Source organism: Actinophytocola sp. (assembly GCF_035762905.1).
Taxonomy (GTDB): Bacteria; Actinomycetota; Actinomycetes; order Mycobacteriales; family Pseudonocardiaceae; genus DASYTH01.
Window position 1 is genome coordinate 55103 of record NZ_DASUCC010000099.1, and the last position, 22223, is coordinate 77325.

Consider the following 22223-nt stretch of genomic DNA (forward strand, 5'->3'; position numbering starts at 1 on the left):
TGCTCCCCCAACTCCTGAACCCACCCCCGCTGCTGCAGCTGTGCTGCCAATCCCGGCGCCGGCGCGGAGGTCTGCTCAGCCAGATCCCTTGGTGCAGGTGTCGGCCGTGAGCACGATGCGCTCGGTGAGCATGCGCGGTCGGACCGGCCGGTGCTCGCGCCGACGTTCATTCCAGAGTGGACAGTCGGCCACTCACCGCGCACCCCCGAACCAGACCCGGACCGTCAGCGCCGGCGAGCGTCGACGGGTGCCTGGTCAGGCGTGGCGTGGTCGGGTGTATCGGTGGCGTCCTCGATCAGTGCGGGTACATGGTCCAGACGGTCACCGGGACGCCATCCGCGGTGAGCTGCCCGGCTGGCTGAGCGGGTCCAGGCCTCGCCGCCGCGACCGTCCGCAACGAGGCGGCCGCAAAGTCTCCAACAATCGGCTCCGTTCGGCCGTTGCCGCACATCACCACAGCGTGTTCGAATCCCCTCAACCGAATGTCACTCACGGGCGGAGGCGGACATGCGGAGACGCCGACAATCTCTCACCGGGCTTGCCTTTGCGGGCCTGACGGCCACCCTTGTCGCTACGGCAATTCACTCTATGGGCGCAGACGCCGCACCCGTCGCGGCGGGCGGAGAGGGCCCGCCCGCGCTGTCGGCTCACCTCGCGAAGCTGCGGCAGGCGGCGCCGGGAGACAACCCGGATGGTGGCGCGGCGGACGCCTTCCTGGCCCGGGCCTACCCGACCGGCACGATCCCGGTCGCCGCCGTCAACGCGGCCCGATCGAGCTTCGAGGCCACGGAGAGCCGGCGCCTCGGCGGCGATGACGACAACTCCGCGACCTGGCAGCAACTCGGCCCGACCACGGCGCTGTACCCCTTCGAGCCGCTGCGCAGGCCCGAGGACTACCTGCCGAACGAGTACGTGGCCGGCGGACGGACGACATCGGTGGCGCTCGCTGAGTCCTGCGGTCACCGCCGGTGCACCATGTACATCGCCACCTCGGGCGGCGGTGTGTGGCGCACCGACGACGCCCTCGACGACAGGCCGCGCTGGCGTTACCTCGGCGGCCCGCTCGGCATCAACGCGGCCGGCTCGGTGACCATCGATCCCAACGACAGGAGCGGAAACACCGTCTACGTCGGCACCGGCGAGGCCAACATCTGCGGCTCCGGCTGCGTGGCCGGCGTCGGCATCTACCGCACGCGGGACGGCGGCCGGCACTGGGAGGGCCCACTCGGCCAGGCCGAGCTGGCTGGCAAGGGCATCGGCGAGATCACCATTCACCCCAGAAACCCCAACGTGATCTACGCGGCCACCACCACGGCGCTCCGTGGCCTCTCGAGCGTCTGTTGCTTCGGCGTGACCCGGCCGGTGCCAGGGGCCGCCCAGTGGGGCCTGTACAAGTCCACCGACGGCGGGCGCACGTGGGGGTTCGTGCACAACGGCACCGCGAACCCCGCGGAGTGCAAGGGTGACAACGCCGAGTTCCTCAACCAGGGCACGTGCTCGCCGCGGGGCGTGCGCGAGGTGAAGCTCGACCCGGGCAACCCGTCGATCGTGTACGCGGCCTCCTTCGCACGCGGTGTCTGGCGCTCGCCGGACGCGGGCACCACGTGGGAGCAGATCAAGCCGTCGCTGAACCCGACCGTCATCCAGACCCGGCCGGCGATCTCGATCAACAGGCTCCGATCGGGCGCCACCCGGATGTACCTCTACGAGGGCGGCGTCGGGACGCCGTTTGCTCGGCTGTTCCGCAGCGACAGCGTCGCGGCCGGCACGCCGGCATTCGTCGATCTGACCAGCGCCAACCCCGCCGACCCCGGCTACGCGACGTTCAACCAGTGCTTCGGGCAGTGCTGGTACGACGTCTTCGTGCATACGCCGCCGGGTCACCCGGACATCGTGTACACGGGCGGGTCCTACGACTACGACTCGTTCGTCGCGAACCACCGTGGGGTGGTGCTGTCCACCGACGCCGGGGTGAGCGGCACCGACATGACCTTCGACGGCACCAGCCGCGAGCGGCCGAACGCCCTGCACCCCGACCAGCACGACATCGTCACCAACCCGCGCAACCCGCTGCAGTTCTGGGAAGCGAGCGATGGTGGCGTGATGCGCTCGTCGGGCCAACTGGTCAACCGCTCGAGGTTCTGCGACGGCCGCGGGCACGCCGAGCCGGCGCTCAGCCGGTGCCGGCAGATGCTCTCCGCCGTGCCGTCCCGGCTCGAGTCGCTCAACAACGGCCTGAACACCCTGCAGTTCCAGAGCCTGTCGGTCAGCCCGCACGATCCGAACCTGCTCCAGGGCGGCACGCAGGACAACGGGACCTGGCAGAACACCCGGCGCGACGGCCTGTGGGTCAACACGATGATCGGCGATGGCGGCCAGTCCGGCTTCGACGTCCGACTCAAGGACTTCCGCTTCCACACGTTCCAGGCCACGCAGCCGGAGGTGAACTTCTTCGGCGGCAAGACCTCGGAATGGATCTACATCGCGGACCCACTGGTCGCGGTCCCCGGAAACCTGTTCTACGCGGCGGTGATCAGCGACCCGAGGGTAAGCGGCACGATGTTCGCCGGCACGGGGTTCACGGTGCACCGTACGAAGACCTTCGGGCTCGGTGACCGCTCCCGCGAGGAGGCCAACCGGATCTGCAACAGCTGGACCGGCACCTTCGAGGCGCCCTGCGGCGACTGGGAGGAGCTCGGCACCCAGCGACTCACCGACGCGTCATGGGGCAGCAAGGCGGGCGGCGCGGTCGCGGCCATCGAGCGGGTGGCCACCGACAGCTCCACCGCCTGGGCCGCGACCTCCACCGGCCGGGTGTTCGTCACCCACAACGTCGACGCCGAACCGGCCAGCGCCGTCATCTGGGGCCGGGTCGACGACGACACCGCGGCCTCGCCCAACCGGTTCGTCACCAGCATCGCGATCGACCCGGCCGATCCGGACCGGGCATGGGTGTCCTACAGCGGCTTCGACGCGAACACGCCGCAGACGCCGGGACACGTCTTCGAGGTCACCGTGGACGACGCCGGACTGTCCACATGGGCCGACCGGTCCTTCAACCTCGGCGACCAGCCGGTCTCGGATCTCGTGCGCGACGACCCGACCGGGGATCTCTATGCTTCGACCGACTTCGGCGTGCTGCGGCTGTCGCCGGAGCGCTCCCAGGAGACCTGGGTGCGCGCCGCGGCCGGCATGCCGAACGTGGAGGTGCCCGGCCTGACGATCGTCCCGGGATCGCGGCTGCTGTACGCGGCGAGCCACGGGCTGGGGGCCTGGCGCCTCAAGCTCGACGACAACGACCAGGACAACGAGGACGGGCAGCGACGCAGTGGGTAGTGCGATCCGCCGGAGGGGAGCGCGCTGCGCGTGATCGCCACCACCCACCGTGGGGGTCAGATTGGCAACGACAGCCATGACGGCCCCCACGGCCGTTCCGGTCCGGTCCTGCTCCGCGCGGCCGGCGCCATCGCGGTCACCGTCGTGTTCGCCGCACCCGTGCTGCTCCTGGTGTCCGGGTCGCTCCGACCGCCCGGCCTGCCGCCGCTGCCACGCCCGGAGCTGATCCCGGACACCGTCTCGCTCGACTCCTACCGCCGAGCGATCGAGCTCGGCGATCTCACCCGGGCGACGGCCAACTCGGCGCTCGTGGCAACGCTCACCACGATCGGCAGCGTGCTCGTCGCGTCGCTGGCCGGTTTCGCGCTCGCCCGGCTGAAGCCCGCCCACGCCCGGCCGCTGCTGGCCGCGTCGGTCGTCGCGCTGATGGTGCCGCCGCTGGTGTTGCTGGTCCCCCGGTTCGCGGTCTTTCGCGCGCTCGGGCTGACCGACACGCTCGTGCCGCTGATCGCGCCGGCGTTGCTGGCGACCTCGCCGCTGTATGTCCTGGCGTACTACGTGGCGTTCCGGCGGGTGTCACCGGACCTCTACGACGCCTGCCGGCTGGTCGACCTGTCCTCGCTGGCCACCTGGTGGCGGGTCGGGCTGCCGCTGGTTCGCCCGTTCACCGCGGCCGTGGCCGCGCTCTGCTTCATCACCAGCTGGACCAACCTCTTCGACCCGCTCGTGTACATCTACCGGCGCGACCTCTACACCGTGCCGCTGACGCTGCGCTCGCTCGCCACGCTGGACCCGGTGAACTACCCGGTGTTCCTGGCCGGCGCGGTGCTGGTCACCCTCCCGGTGATCGCAGCGTTCCTGGTCGTGCAGCCGGTGCTCGTGGGGCAAAGAGCCGACCGACGAGGGAGTGATACCACATGGTTCGTGCGCTGAGCGTGCTCGCCGCGACGCTCGTGTTGATCTTCAACGCGGCGTGTTCCGCCGCACCGGCCGGACCGTCCGCCGATCCGATCCAGCTACTGCTGTTCGGCGACCCCGAGGAACTCGCCGCGTACCGCACCCTGCTCGACGCCTACCACACGCAGTCCGGGGGCAGCCGGGTCGAGCTGATCGAGGCGAGCGACCGCGCGGACCTCATCGCGCGCCTGTCCACATCGATCGCCGGTGGCAAACCGCCGGACGTGTTCCTGATCAACTACCGCTACTACGGGCAGTTCGCCGCGAAGAACGCGATCGCACCGCTCGACAGGCGGCTCGGCACCGGGACGGGACAGCTCGATGCCGACGCGCTCTACCCCGAAGCGCGGGAAGCGTTCCGATGGCAGGGCAAGCAGCTGTGCCTGCCGCAGAACGTGTCGAGCCTCGTCGTGTACTACAACCGGGCGCTGTTCAAGAAGTTCGGCGTGCCGGAGCCGAAGCCGGGCTGGACGTGGACCGATCTGATCACCACCGCGCAGGCGATGACCCGCGACGCGCGCGGCGTGCCGATCAAAGCTGGTGAGACCGACGCCGCGTCTCCCGTCGCGACCTGGGGGCTGGGCGTGGAGCCGACGCTCATCCGGATCGCGCCGTTCGTGTGGTCGGCCGGCGGTGAGATCGTCGACGATCCGGACACGCCGAGCCGGTTGGCCTTCGACAACCCGGTGGCCCGCGAGACGCTGCGGCAGTTCCTCGACCTGCGGGGCGCCTACGGCGTGGTGCCCACCGACCAGCAGGTCGAAGCGCAGGACGACGAGTCCCGGTTCACCAACGGCGGGCTCGCCATGCTGCTCTCGTCGCGCCGGCTGACGACGACGCTGCGGGCGGTCGACAACCTCGACTGGGACGTCGCGCCGCTGCCGGTGCACAAGGAGCCGGCCGGGATCCTGCACTCCGACGCCTACTGCATCACCAGCGCCTCCGGCCGACAGGACGCCGCGTGGGAGTTCGTCCGGTTCGCGCTCGGGCCGGACGGTCAGCGCGTCCTCGCCCGCACGGGACGAACGGTGCCGTCGAACATCGAGGTGTCCCGCTCGGCCGAATTCCTCGACCCGACCAAACCCCCACGTAACGCCCAGGTGTTCCTCGACGCCATCGGCACGATCCGGCACACGCCAACGATCTCGACCTGGCCCGAGATCGAGGACGTGACCAACGGGATCCTCGAAAACGGGCTGTACCGCGGTGACCGCCTCGACGACGTGATCGCCGCGCTCGACGAGCAGACTCGACCGCTCTTCGCGAGGGCCGAGTCCTCGTGACCCGCGCGGACGGATTGCAGCTCGTCGAGGTCCGCGCCGGCTACGGCGAGGCCGACGTGCTCACCGACGTCACCCTGACCGTCCCGGCCGGCGTCTACCTGACGGTGCTCGGCCCGTCCGGCACCGGCAAGACGACCCTGCTGCGGGTCGTAGCAGGGCTGGAACCGGCCCGCGGCGGGACCGTGTCGATCGGCGGCCGACCGGTCACCGACCTGCGGCCGGGCCGGCGAAGTGTGGCCATGGTCTTCCAGTCCTACGCCCTGTTCCCACATCTGTCGGTCGCCGACAACATCACGTTCGGGCTGACGGTCACCGATGTGCCCAAGGCCCGGGCCAGGCAGCGGGCGCGCGAGATTGCCGAGCTCACCGGGTGCACCGCACTGCTCGGCCGCCGTCCCGCCCAGCTGTCCGGCGGGGAGCGGCAGCGAGTCGCGCTCGCCCGGGCCCTGGTCCGGGAGCCTGCGGTGCTGCTGCTGGACGAACCGCTGTCCAACCTCGACGCCGAGTTGCGCGCCCAGACCCGCGACGAGCTGCGCACGCTGCACGAGCGGATCGGCGGCACGGTCGTGCACGTCACGCACGACCAGGGCGAGGCGCTCAGCCTGGGCGACCGGGTCGCCGTGCTGCTCGACGGGCGGGTCGCGCAGACCGGCACCCCCGACGAGCTGTGGCGGCGACCGGCGAACCGGGCAATCGCCCGGTTTCTCGGATCGCCCGCCATGAACCTGCTCCCCAGCGACCACCCCCTGGTGGGCATCGACGGCACGGCCGGCCGCGAGTACGGCATCCGGCCGGAGGACCTGCTGATCGGCTCGGCACACGATCGCGGGGTCCTTGCGATCGTGTACCGCGCCGAGGTGACCGGTGCCGATGCTTACCTGCACCTGCGCGTCGACGGGGTCGCCGGTCCCCCGCTGATCGCCCGGCATCCGTCCGCGACCCGGCCGGCCGCGGGCGAGCAGGTGCGGGTCTGTCCCGCGCCGGCGGGCTGGCATGTCTTCGAAGCCGCGACCGGCGCCCGCGTGAACGGCGCGGAATGAAGCCACGCCGCTCGTGGCCGCTGTTATCGCCGTACCTGGTGGGCCTCGTAGGACTGGTCGGCATCCCGACGCTGGTCGTGATCGTCCTGGCGTTGACCGAGTTCGACCTCGTGCGCCCGGCCCGCTGGGTCGGCTTCGCGAACTTCACCGCACTGGCCGCCGATCCGGTGTTCCGGACCGCGCTGCTCAACTCGCTGGTGTTCGCGTTGGTCGCGACCCCGCTGCGGCTGCTGCTCGCCCTGGCGCTGGCGCTCCTGCTGCACCGGCGCGGGCCGGCGACCGGCGCCGGTCGAACCGCGGCGGTGTTGCCGACCGCGATGCCGGAGGTCGCCTACGGATTGCTGTGGCTCTGGCTCCTCAATCCCGTGTACGGGCCGATCAACCTGCTGCTCACGGTCGGCGGCGACCCCGGGCTCACGATCTTCGGACGAACCCCACCGCAGTGGCTCACCGACCCGACCGACGCCCGGGCGGCGATCATCCTGCTCAGCGTGTTCACGATCGGCGAGTCGTTCGTGGTGCTACTCGCCGCACGCCGCATGCTCCCGGCTCCGGCCTACGAACTGGCCGCGCTGGACGACGCCACCGGCTGGGACATCTTCCGCCGGGTCACCCTGCCGCTCCTCGCTCCGGTTCTCGTGCTGCTGTTCCTGCGCGACACCCTCATGGGCCTGCAGTTCTCGTTCATCCCAGCGCTCGTGATCACCGACGGCGGCCCGCCGCCCTACGCCACCACGTACGTGTCGTTGTTCATCTACCGCAACGCCTTCGAGTACCTGCGCTACGGCTACGCCGCCGCCGCGACAGTCATCATGCTCGGCGTCGCGGCCCTGATCATCGCCATCCAATGGCTGATCATCCGCCACCTCCGGTTGCGCTGACCCAGCACGGCCCGAGTGGGACCAGAACAGCAGCTATCCCGCTGACGAACGAACCTGCACCAGCGTCAAGCGATCGGTCATGTTGGGGCCGTTATGGGTTGCAGCCAGAAAATCAGGGCAAGTTCGGGGTCTCGTTCGGATGCGAGGCGATCCGGACGCGAGCATGAACCACCGCACCGCGTCCGCCCCGTGCTGGTCCATCAGCGTGACGGGCTCGAGCACGTTTCCGAGGCTCTTGCTCATCTTGCGTCAAGCAGCAGGCCGACACAGAGCACGTTCTCGTAGGAGGACCGATCGAATGCCAGCGTGCCGACGGCCATCAGAGTGTAGAACCAGCCACGGGTCTGGTCGATCGCCTCGCAGATGAACTGTGCCGGATAGCTGGCGGTCAGCTCGTCGCCGTTGCGATGCGGGGCGCCGATCTGGGCGAAGGGCATGGCACCGGAGTCAAACCACACGTCGAGCACCTCGGGATGTCGGTGAACTGCCCGATGATCGTGCCGTACTGCCATTGTTCGAAGGTCACCGTCGTGCCCAGGGTGGCGGGGATTCGTGCGTGTGCAGGACCGCGCCGGCGGCATCGGTCAGCTGATGCCAGCCCTACGGTGCCGCGGGCAGGCGTGGCCCGGGCCGGTCCCGTCTGCGCGGCAGCCATCGAGCGGATAGCCGCCTGTGTGTTTCCAGGCCGCAAGTGCCCGACTCCGGCACGTATCCCTGAGCCAGCCCGAAGTCATCCAGTTCCACCGCGGCTCGAACTTGGCTGCCGACCTCGCCATCCATCCACCACATACCAGTTCGCCAACCGGTGATCAGCCCCCGCAGGCACCCTGCCCGGTGCCGCGCGCAGAAACCCCACGCAGGTCATGTCTACATCGGACTCAGAGCGGTCCGGGCAGCGCTTCGCCCGTTCAGCCTACTTCCTTTGTGTGCGTTTCTCCCACCACGAAACAACCTCTGGCCTGGAGGCGATACGTCGGGTCAGGCGATTCAACGGCTGACGACGGATTGGGGTCACATCATGTCGCGCTCGCCCAGACGTGAGTTATCCCTGTTCGCCGCCGGTGGGCTGCTGGCCGCCGGCCTGTCGGTGCTGCCGGTCACCACGGCGGATGCGGCGGTCCCGCCCGGGTTCACCGACACGGCGGCCATCACCGGGCTGACGGCCCCCACCGCCGCTGCGTTCGCCTCGGACGGCCGGGTGTTCGTGGCCGAGAAGAGCGGAATTCTCAAGGTCTTCGACTCGCTGACCGACACCACGCCGACCATCGCCGCCGATTTACGCCCGCAGGTGCACGACTTCTGGGATCGCGGGCTGCTCGGGTTGGCCGTCGATCCGCAGTTCCCCACCCGGCCCTACGTATACGTGCTCTACAGCTACGACGCGCTGCCCGGCGGCACCCACCCGCGCTGGGGCGACCAGTGCCCGACCCCGCCCGGCGCCACCGACCAGGGCTGCGTGATCACCGGTCGGCTGTCCAAGCTCACCCTCGGCGCGAACGGGGTGGCCACGGCGGAGCAGGTACTGATCACCGACTGGTGCCAGCAGTACCCCAGCCACTCGATCGGCACCGTGACTTTCGGGCCGGACGGCGCGCTCTACGTCGGTGGCGGGGACGGCGCGAGCTTCAACTTCGCCGACTACGGCCAGGTCGGTAACCCGTGCGGCGATCCGCCCAGCCCGGCCGGAACCAACCTGAGCCCGCCGAACGCGAAGGGCGGCGCGTTGCGTTCACAGTCACCGCGGCGGCCGAGCACCGAGCCGGTCACACTGGACGGCGCGGTCCTGCGAGTCGACCCGGACACCGGCGCGGGCCTGCCCGGCAACCCGTTCGCCGCCAGCACGGACGCCAACGCCCGACGTGTGATCGCCTACGGTCTGCGCAACCAGTTCCGCTTCGGCTTCCGGCCGGGCGGCAACGAGCTCTGGGTCGGCGACGTCGGCTGGGGAACCTGGGAGGAGATCAACCGGATCCCGAACGCCACCGACGCGGTCGCCGAGAACTTCGGCTGGCCGTGCTTCGAGGGCACGCCGCGACAGACCGGCTACGACGGCGCCAACCTGACCGTGTGCGAGTCGCTGTACAGCGGCGGCGGGCAAACCGCGCCGTACTACGCCTACAACCACAACGCGCCGGTCGTCGCCGGCGACGGCTGCCCGACCGGCGGCTCGTCGATCAGCGGCATCGCGTTCGAGAACGGCACCAGCAACTACCCGGCCGCCTACGCCGGCGCCTTGTTCTTCTCCGACGCCTCCCGCGGCTGCATCTGGGCCATGCAGCGGGGCACCAACGGGCAACCCGACCCGGCCAGACTGGTGGCGCTGTCCACCGGCGTGGCCACGCCGGTACAAACCCTGACCGGGCCCGGCGGAGACCTCTTCTACGTGGCCCTGGGTTCCGGGCAGCTGCGCCGGATCAGCTTCCCCGGCGGCACCAACCGGCCGCCGACCGCGGTGGCCACGGCAACCCCACCGACGGGACCGGCGCCGCTCACCGTGCAGTTCAACGGCTCCGGATCGACCGACCCGGACGCCGACGACACGCTGACCTACGCCTGGGACCTGGACGGGGACGGAACCTACGACGACTCCACGACGGCCACGCCCACGTTCACCTACACCCAACAGGCACTGGTCAACGTCGGGCTGCGGGTCACCGATTCCGGCGGCCTGTCCGGCAGCACCACGGTGCTGGTCACGGTGGGCAACCCGACGAGCCAGAACCCGGTTCCGCTCATCGATACACCGACCACGGCACTGCGCTGGCAGGTGGGCCAGACGGTGCCGTTCTCCGGGCAGGCGACCGACGCGCAAGACGGAACCCTGCCGCCGTCGGCGATGTCCTGGCAGCTGACCCTGCAGCACTGCACGACGCCGACGAACTGCCACGCCCACGTGGTCCAGAACTTCCCCGGCGTCGCCGCGGGATCATTCGTCGCCCCTGATCACGAATATCCATCCTATTTGGACCTGACGCTGACCGCGACGGACTCCGACGGCAACTCGGCGAGCACCACCGTGCGGATGGAACCACGGACCGTGCAACTCAGCTTCACCTCCACCCCGAACCAGGTGCTGCTCACCATCGGCGGGGTCAGCCAGCGAACCCCGTTCAGCCGCACGGTGATCGTCGGATCGAACAACTCGATCAGCGCGCCGAGCCCACAGAACGTGCCGCCGCTCAACCTGCGCTACCGGTGGGTGCGGTGGTCCGACGGCGGCGCCCAGACCCACAACATCATCGCGCCGGCTACCGCGGCCACCTGGCAGGCCACCTATCAATGGTGCCTGATCAGGTGCTGAAGTGTGCCCGGCCCCAAACCGGCGACTGTTCAAAGCGCTACGATCGCAGCGTTGGTAATGCTGGCAATATTTCCGCCGTCAGTATTGCTGCCGACATTGCGCTGAACCAATGCCTGCGCGACAAACGCGACGACGCCACGCGCTTGACCCCGCGTCACCTCACAAATCAGCCTCGGCCTGCCCACCATCGCCGCATCGAGATGACCGAGTTGGCTGGATCGCCCTCTGGCGCAGGCATACCGACGCGATCCAGCCGCCTCATCAGCAACGGGCCGCCCCGCGCTTGGAATTCCGCACGGGCCCTGAGCCTGGTGCCGGCTTTTCAGTGCGGCCAAGTGGTGTCGTTCGGGTTGACGGGTTGGCCGGCGCTGGATCCGCCGGTGTGGTACGGCGGTCCCAGGCTGCTCTGCGCCTACCGAGTAGCCGTTGTGATCGGTGCCGCCGTCCCAACGGCCCTCGCCGAAGTGCAGCTCGCTCGCGTGTCCGACGCGCAGTCCGTCCGGTTCACCGTCGTCGCGTACACCCGGACGAGCAACCGCGTGCAGCTCCGGGCCCAGCAGCTCGGCACCGCGCAGACGGTCAGCGATGCCCTCTCACGATCACACTGATCCACAACTCACCGGACGGTCGACCACACCCCGCCGGGTGGTGTGGGGAGACGGCACCGGCGACGAAATGCGCCTGGCAATCGGTGGTACACGGGTACGCCAAACCCAATCCGCTGGTACGGATCCCCTACTCGTGCGGAGGACAACGGCTGCCCGGCTTCCAGCCAGCGCTGCCGCAGCGACCACGGCGCCTGATGTCCGGCACACTCGACCCGCCGACCGACCCTGTCGCCCCGTAGGAAGGGCCGGCAGATTGCTCGCATCGTAGGTTCGCGGCCTCTCGGGCCGGCCCCAGCGAATCACCACACCCGACCCGCACGACAACACTCAGCAACGCCACCAACCTCGACCCGACCACCCAGACCATCACACCCCACAGACCCGCGCGCCACAAGATTCACATCCCGACAGCGTCCGCCACCTCCCCCACCAGAGCGACACCGGACAGTCCCACATCGGCATTCACGGGGAAGATCCATCCTGGGCGACACTGACACCGCACTTCCGTGATTTCCTGCCGGACTGGCTGGTACGGCAACCGTGATATCGAGGGACAGCCTGGTCGGTGGCCGTGCAGGACCGGGAGGGGTGGGCGCTTCACCGAGCAGGTCCACGAGCTTCTGAACGGGCTCCAATCTTCCTCTTGACGAAACAGGGCCCGAACCCACTAATAGAGTTCTACAACGTTAGTAGCCGTTAACCAACCAGTTCGGAGTGACCTGATGAGTTGATCAAGACCGCACCGGCACTGTCGCCGCTGCGGCGACGACGGTGGGGAGGTCGGTCATGCAGATCATCGAGAACAGCATCATCGGTACCCGATCGGCGGTACTACGGCTCAAGCACCGGAACACACCGCTGCAGTTCCTGATCTTTCCCATGGTTCACGTGGCCAGCCCGCGGTTCTACGCCGAGGTGGCCGAGCGACTGCGCCGCTGCGATCTCCTCGTGATCGAGGGTGTGCGCGGCCGGTCGCTGTGGGGTTGGGCGTTCACACTCTCCTACCGGATCATGCCGCTGAACCGGCGGTCCGGGCTCGTGGTCGACAACATCCCATACATGTCACTGGGAGTGCCTCTGATCAATCCGGATGTGACGGTTGACGAGCTCGCCCGCGGCTGGAAGGTAATGCCGCTGCGGTACCGGCTGCTGCTGTGGTGTGTCCTACCGGCGGTGGTGGCTGGAAGGATGTTTGGTGGTCGGCGTTCGCTACTGTCGCGCGACGTCGAGGTCAGCGACCTGCCCAGCGAGTCGGAGGAGGCGTTTCAGGACAGCGACGTCGGCGAGCACTTTGAACGTATGTTTGGAGGCTCCCGGGATCAGTTGCTGCTCGACACCCTCACCGAGATCCATGGCACCAGATCCGGCGAGCCCATCGTGGTGGCGATCGTCTACGGCGCCCGGCATGTGCCTGCGATCGTCCGTGGGCTGGGCGACCGGCTCGGGTACCGCGTGGGCTCGGCCGAATGGCTTACCGTGCTCGACGCCTAAGCGCCATGCACAAGGTGATCCGCCGAGCAGCTCACACCGTGGTGACCACCGCCATCACCGGTGTTGCACAGTGGGGACAACCGGAGGTCGCCCGCGTTGAGAACGAACGAACTGGGCCATGGACACGTTTCTCCGTCAGTCGGACTGGACTGATCTGGGCGAATACCGGGGCCATACCGGGCTTTAACCCTCTGCTGGGCTGGTCGGCCTAGCTTTGGCCCGCGGTCGGCGATCCGCCGGCGGCGTGGCTAATTGGTTCGAGGAGACGTCATGGCTGACCAGAACGTGCCTACCCCCGAGGATGACACCGGCGTCGAGGCACATTCCGTTCTCGAGGCGCAGGGACTCGACGAGTCCGCCGACGTCGAGGCACACAGCTGCTGCAGCACCATCAGCACGTCGGAGGTCTGAGGCAGCGTGGCCGAGCCCGTCGAAGTCGAGGCGCACATGTGCCTGAGCGTCCAGAGCATCGCCGGGTCTTGAGCGACGTGGCGGTGTGACGCGGCGGGTGGCGTCCAAAGCGCCGCCCGCCGCGTCATGCGGATTGCGAGGAAGCGGCGTGCGCACAACCACAACACCCTCCAGCCTCAGGGAGTTCCGGCTGCTGTGGATCGGCGGCCTGCTCACCACCATGGCCGCGCAGATCTCGGTGCTCGCGCTGCCGCTGCTGGTGCTCCGCCAGACCGGTTCCACCGCTGCGGCTGGCGTGATCGGCACCGTCTCTATGGGAGCGCTGCTGGTCGGCACGCTCCCCGGCGGTGCGCTGGCCGACGCCGTCGAACGCCGGCGACTGCTGCGATTATGTGACTTCGGCGGCCTGCTGGTGGTCTCGGCGCTGGCGGTGGCCGTGCTCAACGGGACCGCCCCACTGATCCTGGTGCTGCTAGTGGCCGGCACCGGTGCTGTGATCAACGGCTTGTATGCGCCGGCCGCGCTGGGTCTGTTGCGGGCCGTGATGAGCGAGGATCAGCTGGGCTTGGCATCGGCCAGGATCCTGGCCAGGAGCGCGGTGGCGAGGCTGGCCGGTCCGCTGGTGGGTGGCGCGCTGTTCGCTGCCCACCCGGCGGCGCCATTCGTCGCTCAGGCAGTGCTACTGCTGAACTCGACGGCCTGCCTGGGGTTCATACGTACTCGGTCGGCGCCTGGGCACCGGTCCGGCTCGAAGTTCAGCCGGCGGCACATCGCCGCGGGGTTTGTCTTCCTGTGGCGCCAGCCGTACCTGCGCACCGTGCTGCTGGTATTCGGGCTGGGCATGAACTCGTCGTTCAGCGCGCTGATGTTCACCGCGCTGGCGGTCGTCTCCGACAACGGTCAGTCCGGGCTCGGCGGTGGCCTTGTCGTCTCCGTCGCCGCGGCCGGTTCGCTGGCCGGAACATTGCTCGCGCCATGTCTACGTCCCGACAAGAGGTTCGGCAGCCTCATCGTCGGGACCTGCTGGACCTGCGCGGTCGCGGCGGGCGTGCTGACGATTCTCCACCCGCCAGTCATGCTCGGCCTGCTGGCCGGAGTGTGTATGGCCATGGCATCCCTGGCCAGCATCGGGTTTCTCACCGCGCTGCTGCGAGCGACCCCGGAGGAGATGGTCGGTCGGGTGCAGAGCGCAGCCAGCTTCGTCTCGTCCCTGGTGCAGCCGCTGGGTCCGCTGCTGGCCGGTGCCTTGCTCGCTGCCTCGGGTGTCACCACCACCCTGGGCCTGCTCGGATTCGCGTTCGCCGTCTGCGCGGTTGTCGTGACCTCGGCGCCCGCCAGCCGGCAATCCCGATCTTCCAGTTAGGAAAGGTGCACGATGTCCACGGTGCAGACCATCCAGCTGTTCTGTCTGAGCGACCGCGAATACTACGAGACGCCGAGCCGTCTTGCTGATGCGGCGACCCGCTATCCGTCCGGCAGTGATCCGGTCCCGCCCGGCTGGCAACGGTTCGCCTCCGGGCTGTGGATCGGGCTGCGTCCGGAGAGAGCGTCGCTGCCGGAGCAGGGCTGGAAGATTCACGTCGCCACGATCCCCAAGCTGGCCGAGGCGACGCTCGGCGTCGTCTCCGAGATCTGCCTGCGCCGCGGCGCGGCGTTCAAGTTCCTCCGCAGCGAGCACGCCCTTCGGTTCGCGCTCGGCAAGTACATGCCGAGGCCGAACAGCGGCAAGTTCATTACCATCTACCCCGCCGGCGAGCAGCAGTTCAGCGAGCTGGTCAGCGAGCTTGACGCCGCACTCGGCGGAAACCCCGGCCCCTACATCCTCAGCGACCTGCGCATCGGCTGCGGCCCGGTGTACGTCCGGTACGGCGCCTTCGTCGAGCAGTGGTGCGCGCGGCCAGACGGCTCCTCGGTTCCGGCGCTCCGGGACCCGTCCGGCGTTCTGGTGCCCGACGAGCGGGGTCCGGTGTTCCGGATTCCGCATTGGGTGCGGCCGCCGGGTTTCTTGCGTCCACACCTGGCGGCCCGTGCCGCCGCGTACGACAAGGACTTCCCATACCGCATCCTGCGCGCGCTGCACTTCACCAACGCAGGCGGCGTCTACCTCGCCGAGCACCGCGACACCGGACAGCAAGTGGTACTGCGTGAGGCGCGCCCACACAGCGGCCTCGACGCGGCCGGCACCGACGCCTTCACCCGGCTGCGCCACGAGTACGACGTCCTGACCAGGCTGGCCGGTCTGGAGTTCGTGCCCCAGGTCTATGGGCTCAGGACGGTGTGGGAGCACCAATTCCTGATCGAGGAGCACATCGAGGGGACGAGCCTGCTGGCTACCGTGATCCGCCGCAACCCGCTGCGGCTGCGGGATCCGAGCGCGGAGGCGGTCAGCGAGTACCTGCGCTGGGTGGACGGGATCGTCGACCGTCTGTCGCGCGCCCTGGACGCGATGCACGAGCGTGGCATGAGCTTCGGCGACGTGCACCCCGCTAATGTGATCGTCCGCCCCGACGACTCCGTGGCGCTGGTTGACTTCGAGTACGCGGGTGGCGCCGGCTCGCCGGCCGCGCGCCGGTTCGGCGCGCCAGGTTTCATGGCACCGCCGGAGGCGACTGGCGCCGAGGCGGACCGCTACTCGCTTCGATTCGTCTGGCTGATGATGCTGCTACCGCTGACCGAACTGGCCGACCGCGATCCGGGCAAGGTCGCCACGCTGGAAAACCTCGCCCGGTGGCGCTTCGGACTCGGCCCGGACGCGGGACCCACACTGCCTGCGATCCGCCACACCAGTACGCCGCGCCCCAGCGGGGAGAGCGTCGTCAGCGAGCTGTTTGCGGACCCGGTCGCGAACTGGCCGGCCATTCGCGACCGGTTCGTGGCCGGCATTCTGCACGCCGCCACCCCTGATCGCGCCGACCGGCTGTTCCCGGCCGACCCGAGGGTCTTCGATGGCCAGGGCGCCGGGCTGGGCTACGGGGCCGCCGGGGTACTCCGTGCCCTGCATCGAGTGGGCGCCGCCGTGCCTGAGGAGCACATTGACTGGCTGGTGACGGCCGCCTGGCGCGGTACGGCGCTGCGCGGCCAGGGCCTGTTTGACGGGCCGCACGGGGTCGCGGCCGTCCTGGCCGAGTTGGGACGCCGCGACGACGCGCTGGAGCTGCTGGCTTGGTACCCGGACCCCGCACCGGTGACCGGCCTGTACTCCGGTCAGGCAGGCGTGGCTTTGAACATGTGCCACTTCGCGGCCATGACCGGCGACGACACCCTGCTCGGTGCCGCGGCCGGCATCGCGCGCCGGCTGGACTCGCTGGTCCAGGAAGGTACGACCGCACCAGCGGCCGGACTGCTGCACGGCCTGAGCGGCGCGGCTCTGCTTCAGTTGCGGCTGTACCGGATCACCGGTGAGCGGCGGTACCTGCGGGCCTGCCGGCGAGCGTTGGGGCGTGAGCTCACCCACTGCGTCCCGATGGAGGACGGCAGCGTCCAGGTCCGGTCCGGCCACCGCCACCTGCTATACCTCGACGGCGGCAGTGGCGGCATCGCCCTGGTCGCGCGGGAATACCTGGCGCACCAAGAGGATCCGGAGCTCGACACATTCATTCAAGCGGTCCGCCGGGGCTGCGGCAACGAGTATGTGCGCGAGCCAGGCCTGTTTCAGGGCCGCGCCGGCCTGCTGGCGATCCTGCACCAGCTCGCCGGACCGGCAACCGAGAACGAGGCGCTGCCGCAGATTCGCCGGCTGGCCTGGCACGCGGTCCACCGTGACGACACACTACTGATCCCCGGCCGGCATCTGCGGCGGTTCTCCGCCGACCTGGCCACCGGATCGGCCGGTGTTCTGCTGGCGCTGCACTCGGTCTTCTCCGGTGCCGATGACCTCCTGTCTGCATTACTTCCAGCCGGTGACCCCCTACCGGTTCTCCACTCCGAAGCCATCTCGCCCTTGTAGGGTTCCGGAAGGACTGTTCCGGCCTGAGGGTAGGCAAAGGGGGCAGCGATGCGGAAAATTGACTGCGCCCTGCTCGGCACGCTGTCGGTCGCCGTCGACGGCGAGCCGGCCGGTCTTGGTGGACCAAAACAACGACTGCTGCTCGCCGTACTGCTGAGCCGGGCCAACTCGGTCGTCGGCGTCGACGAGCTCGTTGACGTGCTCTGGACCGAGGATCCGCCCCGAACGGCCCGCAAAAATCTACAGGTCTACATTTCCGCTCTGCGCAAGATATTTGGCGACAAGCTATCCTGGTCTGGTCGCGGATACCGGCTGCGGCTAGATCCTGCGGAATGCGATCTCCTGCGATTCCAGCAACTGGCCGCGGCCGGCCGGCGGATGCTGCGCAACGGCGACGCGCCCGCGGCGGCAGACCTGCTCGCGCGCGCCGTCGACATCTGGCGCGCGTCGCCGCTGGCCGACTTCGCCGGGGAACCGGCACTGGCAGCCGAGGTCGAGCGGCTCACCGAAAGGTATCTCGGCGTGGTCGAAGACTGGGTGGAGCTCGAACTTGACCGGGGCGGGCACTGGCGGGTGTACGAGCGGCTCGACGGACTCGCCGACCGCCACCTGCTACGCCAGCGCCTCGCTGCGGGCTGGATGCGGGTGCTGGCCTCGGCCGGACGGATCGCCGCGGCGTTGGGACACTACGAGTCGGTCCGCCTGGCGCTGGCGCGCGAACTGGGCATCGACCCCGGCCGGGCGCTGACCGACCTGCACGTTCGCCTATTGCATGGCGAGGAGGCGGTGACGCCAGTCCCCGGTGGCGTCGTATTCCATCACATCGTCCGCGATCTACCGGACTTTGTCGGCCGCGCCGCCCAGGTGCGCGACGTAGTGGACGCCCTCGCCGGTGAGCGCGACTGCGACCTCGTGGTGGTGTGCGGTCCGGTGGGTGTCGGCAAGACAACCTTCGCGGTGCACGTCGCGCACCTGATCCGGGAGTCGTTCCCGGACGGCCTGATCATGGTGGAGCTGACCGAACCGGACGGGACGCCCCGCACCCCCGGGTCGGTGCTGGCCGAGCTGACGGACCTGGCGGGCCTGGCCGTCGAGTCGGTCAGCGCACTGCCCAGGGCGCTGGCGACCTGGCGCGCCTGGCTGGCGCGGCGCCGGCTGCTGCTCATCCTGGACGGCGCTGGACGGGAGAGCCTGGTGAAAGCTGTGCTGCCCGGCGGCGGCGCCAGCCGGGTCATCGTGACCAGCAGCAGACGGCTCAGCGGCCTGGACTCGGTGCTGCGCGTCGAGCTGCCGGTGCTGACCTACGCGGAGCGTACCGAGCTGCTGGGCCGGATCATCGGCCAGGACCGGGTGCTGGCCGACCGCCGCGCCGCGGCGGAGATCCTCAACTGCTGCGACGGCCTGCCGCTGGCCGTGCGGATCATCGGGGCGAAGCTGTCCGCGATGCGGCACCTCCGGCTGGCCGACTACCTCGACCGGCTCCGCAACCGCCGGTCGGTGTTCGACGAGATGATCGCGGGCGAGCACGACGTCCGCTCGCGGTACGAACTGTTCTACCGCACTCTCACCGAGGTGCAACGCGACGCCTTCCGCCGGTTGGGCACTCTGCCGGCGCCACCGCTGAACCATGACAGCTTGCTGGCGGCGCTGGCCGGCCAGGAGTCGGCGCTCGAGTCACTCATCGAATGCACGTTGTTGTCGGTGCCCGACTGCGAAATGAGCTCCCGGTGCGCTACCTATGGCATGCCCACGTTCGCCTATCACTTCTGCCGGGAACTGGCGCGCAGCACCGAGCTCCGTGTCGCATGAGGTCACCCCGGAGTGCGCTGCAGGAACTCTCTGAGCTCCTCGAGCAGTTCGGCGCGGGCCGCCCCGCGCTCGCCATCGCGACCGGCGGTCGCCGTCACCACCCGCAGCGCGATCGCCGCCTGGTTGGAGAACAGTGCGAGCAGCTCGAGCTCGGTCAGGTTCGATCGACACTGCGGCACCGGATCCAGCACCACCAGCAACCCCAACACGTCCCCACCGGACAGCAGCGGCGCCGCCATCATGGAGCTGGGCAGGTAGCCGATGAGATCCACGATGTCCCGGCCGCACTGCCGGTTTGTCGACAGATCATCGATGATGATCGACTCCGCTGAACTCAGCACCCAGCCGAGGACACCCATGTCCGGTGGAATGTGGGTCCCGACAAGGGAATTCCCGCCGACGCCCGCAACCGCTTGGAACACGAGCCGCTCATTCTCCCGGTCCAGCAGAAATATTGCGCTGCCCGCGGCACCGAAAATGGCCGCGGCGACCGCGACGACGGAGTGCAACAACGCCGGCATATTCGAGTCGGTCATGAGGCACCTCGCTTGGCGGTCCGAACATTCGCCGCTGTCAGGTAGAGCACGGTCTTGAGCTGGAACATGGTCAGCTCCGGGTGCTTGCCCATGATGAGGGCGCACAATCCAGCGATACGCGGGGTCGCCATGCTGTTGCCGGTCGTCCGGGTAGTACCCCCGCCAGGCCAGGCGACAAGCACATCTTGACCTTTGGCGTAGAACTCCACCGGCGGCAACGGGTTGTACAGGTGCAAGAGCGGATCTCGCTCCTGATGACTTCCCACGGAGATCACCGACGAGAACTGCCACGGAAAGCTCACCACCGCGCTGTTGTGTGCGGACGCCACGATCGCCGTGCCTCGAAAGAAGGCGTCATCGGTCAGCTCGCGTAACACCGGCAGGAACTCGGTGCGCCGGGTCGACAAACTCATGTTGATCACATCAAATCCCTGCTCGACCGCCCATCGCAGCCCCGTGATCAATGCTGTCCCCGTCCCGGTGAACCCCTTACCGAGCACTCGCATGCTGTATAGCTCACAACCCGGCGCGATCTCCCGGACAATTCCCGCACAGGCCGTCCCGTGCCCACAGGCATCCCCCGACTCGGAGGCCTCCACCGTCGGCGCGCCGTCTCTCATCTCGACCGCGTATGCGCCGGTGATCGGCCCGATCAAGGGATGGTCCGGGTCAACTCCGCTGTCGACGACACAGACCCGCACGCCGGTCCCGGTCGAGCCACCCCAGGCCCATTCCGGGGTGATCGGTTCGCCGGCGGCAGAAACAGGAATGTCGCCAGGCCCGCGGCCACGCAGACCCCAGGTGAGGTCCTCCCGAACCGCAGCCGGTCTCGCCATCTCGATCCCTACCCGTCGCGCGGGCTCCTGGCCGCGCCCCACTAGTGTCCGCACCGCGGCCATGGCCACAGTTCAAATCCGGTAAAAGGCCTGGCCCCGCTCGTGATCCAGACGACTGCCGGGCACATCGACCCGTGACGTTTCCGTAGTCTTCGACCAGACCGGCCCACGATGAAAGCAGTTCCGACCACCGTGACGTTCAGTCGCCGCTCATGAGTAGCCCAGTGCTTACGAACTCGGCGCGCTCCTCTTCGGTGGCGCCGCCACACTCTGGGTAGCGACTCATCCGGTCAGCATCCCAACACCTCGTTTCGAAGGGGTCTGGCCGCTCATCGGCATCCTCCGCAGGCGCGTCGCCCTGTGGGGCACAACCTGACGCAATTATCTCACGGGTAAGGGCAGGCGTGTCTAGATTGGCAGGCTGAGGTGAGACCCGTTCCCGTCGAGCTGGTCATATCTATTGCCGCCTGGCCTCCTCCTTCTGGCCGAGAGCGTCGATGAGGGATGGTTCTGATGTCGATCGAAGTAATGGCGCTGGGCGGCGGAATATTCTTCTTGGTGATGGCGATCGTGCGCGGCGGCTTCGCCATACGGGAGATTTCGATGCCCAAGGTGCCGAACTGGGCCTGGTTGGCCCCCGGTGTTTTCGGCGATCTGCTGTTGTTGCCGTTCCTGCTGGCCATGATTCGCGGTGAAGTGGACGAGGACCCGAGTGCACGGACCGCCGCCGGGGTTGGCCGGTCAGCCGCCATGTCCAGCAGCGAGCGGAATCGAGATCGACACCGAGCCCGAGACCACCGGCGATCAGGTCAGGCTGACCGGGCTTTCGGCGTTTGTGCGGAACGATCCACCGCGGGTGGGGGAAGCCGGGGGAAACCATTCAGACTCAGGGAAAGGTCTTTCTCGACGACGCGGGAACGTGAGCCCTTTTCATCCGGTGGTGACTTCGTGGTTCTGTAGTACGTGGATGGCTTTGGCGAGTCGGCCGGCGCGTCGGGGGCAGCACCGAGACCAGCCGGCCGCGCCGTTGACGACAAGCGGGCGGGCGAACGGGCCGCCCTGGGAGAACGGCAGTGCCTGGTTGGCCACGGCCACCGCGCCGCGGATCAGCTACGACAGCCCCGCCCACCGGAATCAACCCTGAGCACGGCATCCGGGTCGAGCACGGCGACCAGTGCCTAGAAGTCGCCGGCGCGCGCCGTCGCCATGCCAGTCGCTCGGCCGGGGTCAGCGTCTCCAGCACGACGAGCAGCGTCAGCCCTGCCGAGTCGGCGAGCACCGCCTGCTTCCGCCGGGTCGGGGTCGGCGGATGCCACGATCGGGTCCGGCACGTGCGCGTCGAGCGGCTCCTCGCGCCGACCCATGCGGGAGCGCAGCATGTCCAAGCAGACCCAGCTGGCCATCATCCGCTGGGCAGCCATCGTCACCATGACCCGCCGTATCACCCGCACCACACCCGGAACCCGACCGGGACCACGCCACTACACCACAACATAAAGGTCTCAAACACGTTCTCAGATCATCCAGCGCGCCAGGGCCAGTGTGATCGGGCAATGGGACAGTAGATCTGAACGCCCAGGTAACGCGATTCTGATCATTGTGTGGCTGCGGTAGGGTCGGCCTGGACTGTGCGGGATCGGGGCAGGCCGTGATATCGGATACCGTTAACTCGCCGGCCGGGGCGAATACCTTGCCGCGTCCGCTGACGCCGCTGGTCGGTCGGAGACGCGAGATGGCCGAAGTGGCCGCCCTGCTGGGAAGCCATCGCCTTGTCACGTTGTCCGGGCC

15 protein-coding genes and 1 pseudogene are annotated in these 22223 nt (G+C 68.8%); 13 read left to right on the forward strand and 3 right to left on the reverse strand.

Annotation, left to right across the window (positions count from 1 at the left end; genetic code table 11):
* Positions 1–588: 588 nt before the first annotated feature.
* Genes VFV67_RS22185 through VFV67_RS22205 form a run of 5 tightly spaced genes read left to right on the forward strand, consistent with a single transcriptional unit; the run spans position 589 to position 7497 of the window.
* Positions 589–3336, forward strand: a complete 2748-nt coding sequence (locus VFV67_RS22185) for a hypothetical protein (protein WP_326472526.1) — start codon at positions 589–591, stop codon at positions 3334–3336.
* Positions 3337–3366: 30 nt separating this feature from the next.
* On the forward strand, positions 3367–4269 hold the full coding sequence (locus tag VFV67_RS22190; RefSeq protein ID WP_326472527.1) for a carbohydrate ABC transporter permease: 903 nt from the start codon (positions 3367–3369) through the stop codon (positions 4267–4269).
* Positions 4254–5576 (forward strand): sugar ABC transporter substrate-binding protein, encoded by a 1323-nt coding sequence (locus VFV67_RS22195; protein WP_326472528.1) that lies wholly within the window; start codon positions 4254–4256, stop codon positions 5574–5576. Before VFV67_RS22190 ends, VFV67_RS22195 begins: the two co-directional genes overlap by 16 nt.
* Entirely contained in the window at positions 5573–6616 is a 1044-nt protein-coding gene (locus VFV67_RS22200; protein WP_326472529.1) for an ABC transporter ATP-binding protein, read from the forward strand. The genes VFV67_RS22195 and VFV67_RS22200 overlap by 4 nt, the downstream gene beginning before the upstream one ends.
* 38 nt (positions 6617–6654) lie before the next feature.
* Complete coding sequence (locus tag VFV67_RS22205; RefSeq protein WP_326472530.1) at positions 6655–7497, forward strand: sugar ABC transporter permease; 843 nt, start codon at positions 6655–6657, stop codon at positions 7495–7497.
* 33 nt (positions 7498–7530) lie between these two features.
* On the opposite strand, the pseudogene VFV67_RS22210 reads toward VFV67_RS22205, so the two are convergent.
* Positions 7531–8078 (reverse strand): annotated as a pseudogene (locus VFV67_RS22210) (class I tRNA ligase family protein).
* A gap of 437 nt (positions 8079–8515) precedes the next feature.
* Here VFV67_RS22210 and VFV67_RS22215 point away from each other — a divergent pair.
* The 7 genes from VFV67_RS22215 to VFV67_RS22245 all read left to right on the forward strand — a co-directional run bounded on the left by VFV67_RS22215 (position 8516) and on the right by VFV67_RS22245 (position 19063).
* Positions 8516–10798 carry a PQQ-dependent sugar dehydrogenase gene (locus tag VFV67_RS22215; protein WP_326472531.1) on the forward strand — a complete coding sequence of 761 codons (2283 nt, stop codon included), beginning with the start codon at positions 8516–8518 and terminating at the stop codon, positions 10796–10798.
* A complete protein-coding gene (locus VFV67_RS22220) occupies positions 10780–11406 on the forward strand; it encodes a hypothetical protein (protein WP_326472532.1) in 627 nt (208 codons plus the stop codon). The genes VFV67_RS22215 and VFV67_RS22220 overlap by 19 nt, the downstream gene beginning before the upstream one ends.
* A gap of 786 nt (positions 11407–12192) precedes the next feature.
* Complete coding sequence (locus VFV67_RS22225) at positions 12193–12897, forward strand: hypothetical protein (protein WP_326472533.1); 705 nt, start codon at positions 12193–12195, stop codon at positions 12895–12897.
* A 270-nt stretch (positions 12898–13167) separates the two neighbouring features.
* A complete protein-coding gene (locus VFV67_RS22230) occupies positions 13168–13308 on the forward strand; it encodes a hypothetical protein (RefSeq protein WP_326472534.1) in 141 nt (46 codons plus the stop codon).
* Positions 13309–13405: 97 nt separating this feature from the next.
* On the forward strand, positions 13406–14671 hold the full coding sequence (locus tag VFV67_RS22235; protein WP_326472535.1) for an MFS transporter: 1266 nt from the start codon (positions 13406–13408) through the stop codon (positions 14669–14671).
* Positions 14672–14683: 12 nt separating this feature from the next.
* Complete coding sequence (gene lanKC, locus VFV67_RS22240; protein WP_326472536.1) at positions 14684–17254, forward strand: class III lanthionine synthetase LanKC; 2571 nt, start codon at positions 14684–14686, stop codon at positions 17252–17254.
* 48 nt (positions 17255–17302) lie between these two features.
* The gene (locus tag VFV67_RS22245) at positions 17303–19063 is read left to right on the forward strand and encodes an AfsR/SARP family transcriptional regulator (RefSeq protein ID WP_326472537.1); all 1761 of its coding nucleotides are present in this window, start codon (positions 17303–17305) and stop codon (positions 19061–19063) included.
* Between the two features lie 2 nt (positions 19064–19065).
* Here VFV67_RS22245 and VFV67_RS22250 read toward each other — a convergent pair whose 3' ends face one another.
* Entirely contained in the window at positions 19066–19599 is a 534-nt protein-coding gene (locus VFV67_RS22250; protein WP_326472538.1) for a GAF domain-containing protein, read from the reverse strand.
* On the reverse strand, positions 19596–20498 hold the full coding sequence (locus VFV67_RS22255; RefSeq protein WP_326472539.1) for a S8 family serine peptidase: 903 nt from the start codon (positions 20496–20498) through the stop codon (positions 19596–19598). The genes VFV67_RS22250 and VFV67_RS22255 overlap by 4 nt, the downstream gene beginning before the upstream one ends.
* 450 nt (positions 20499–20948) lie before the next feature.
* On the opposite strand from VFV67_RS22255, the gene VFV67_RS22260 reads away from it, so the two are divergent.
* Positions 20949–21395, forward strand: a complete 447-nt coding sequence (locus VFV67_RS22260) for a hypothetical protein (protein WP_326472540.1) — start codon at positions 20949–20951, stop codon at positions 21393–21395.
* The last annotated feature ends 828 nt before the right edge of the window (positions 21396–22223 follow it).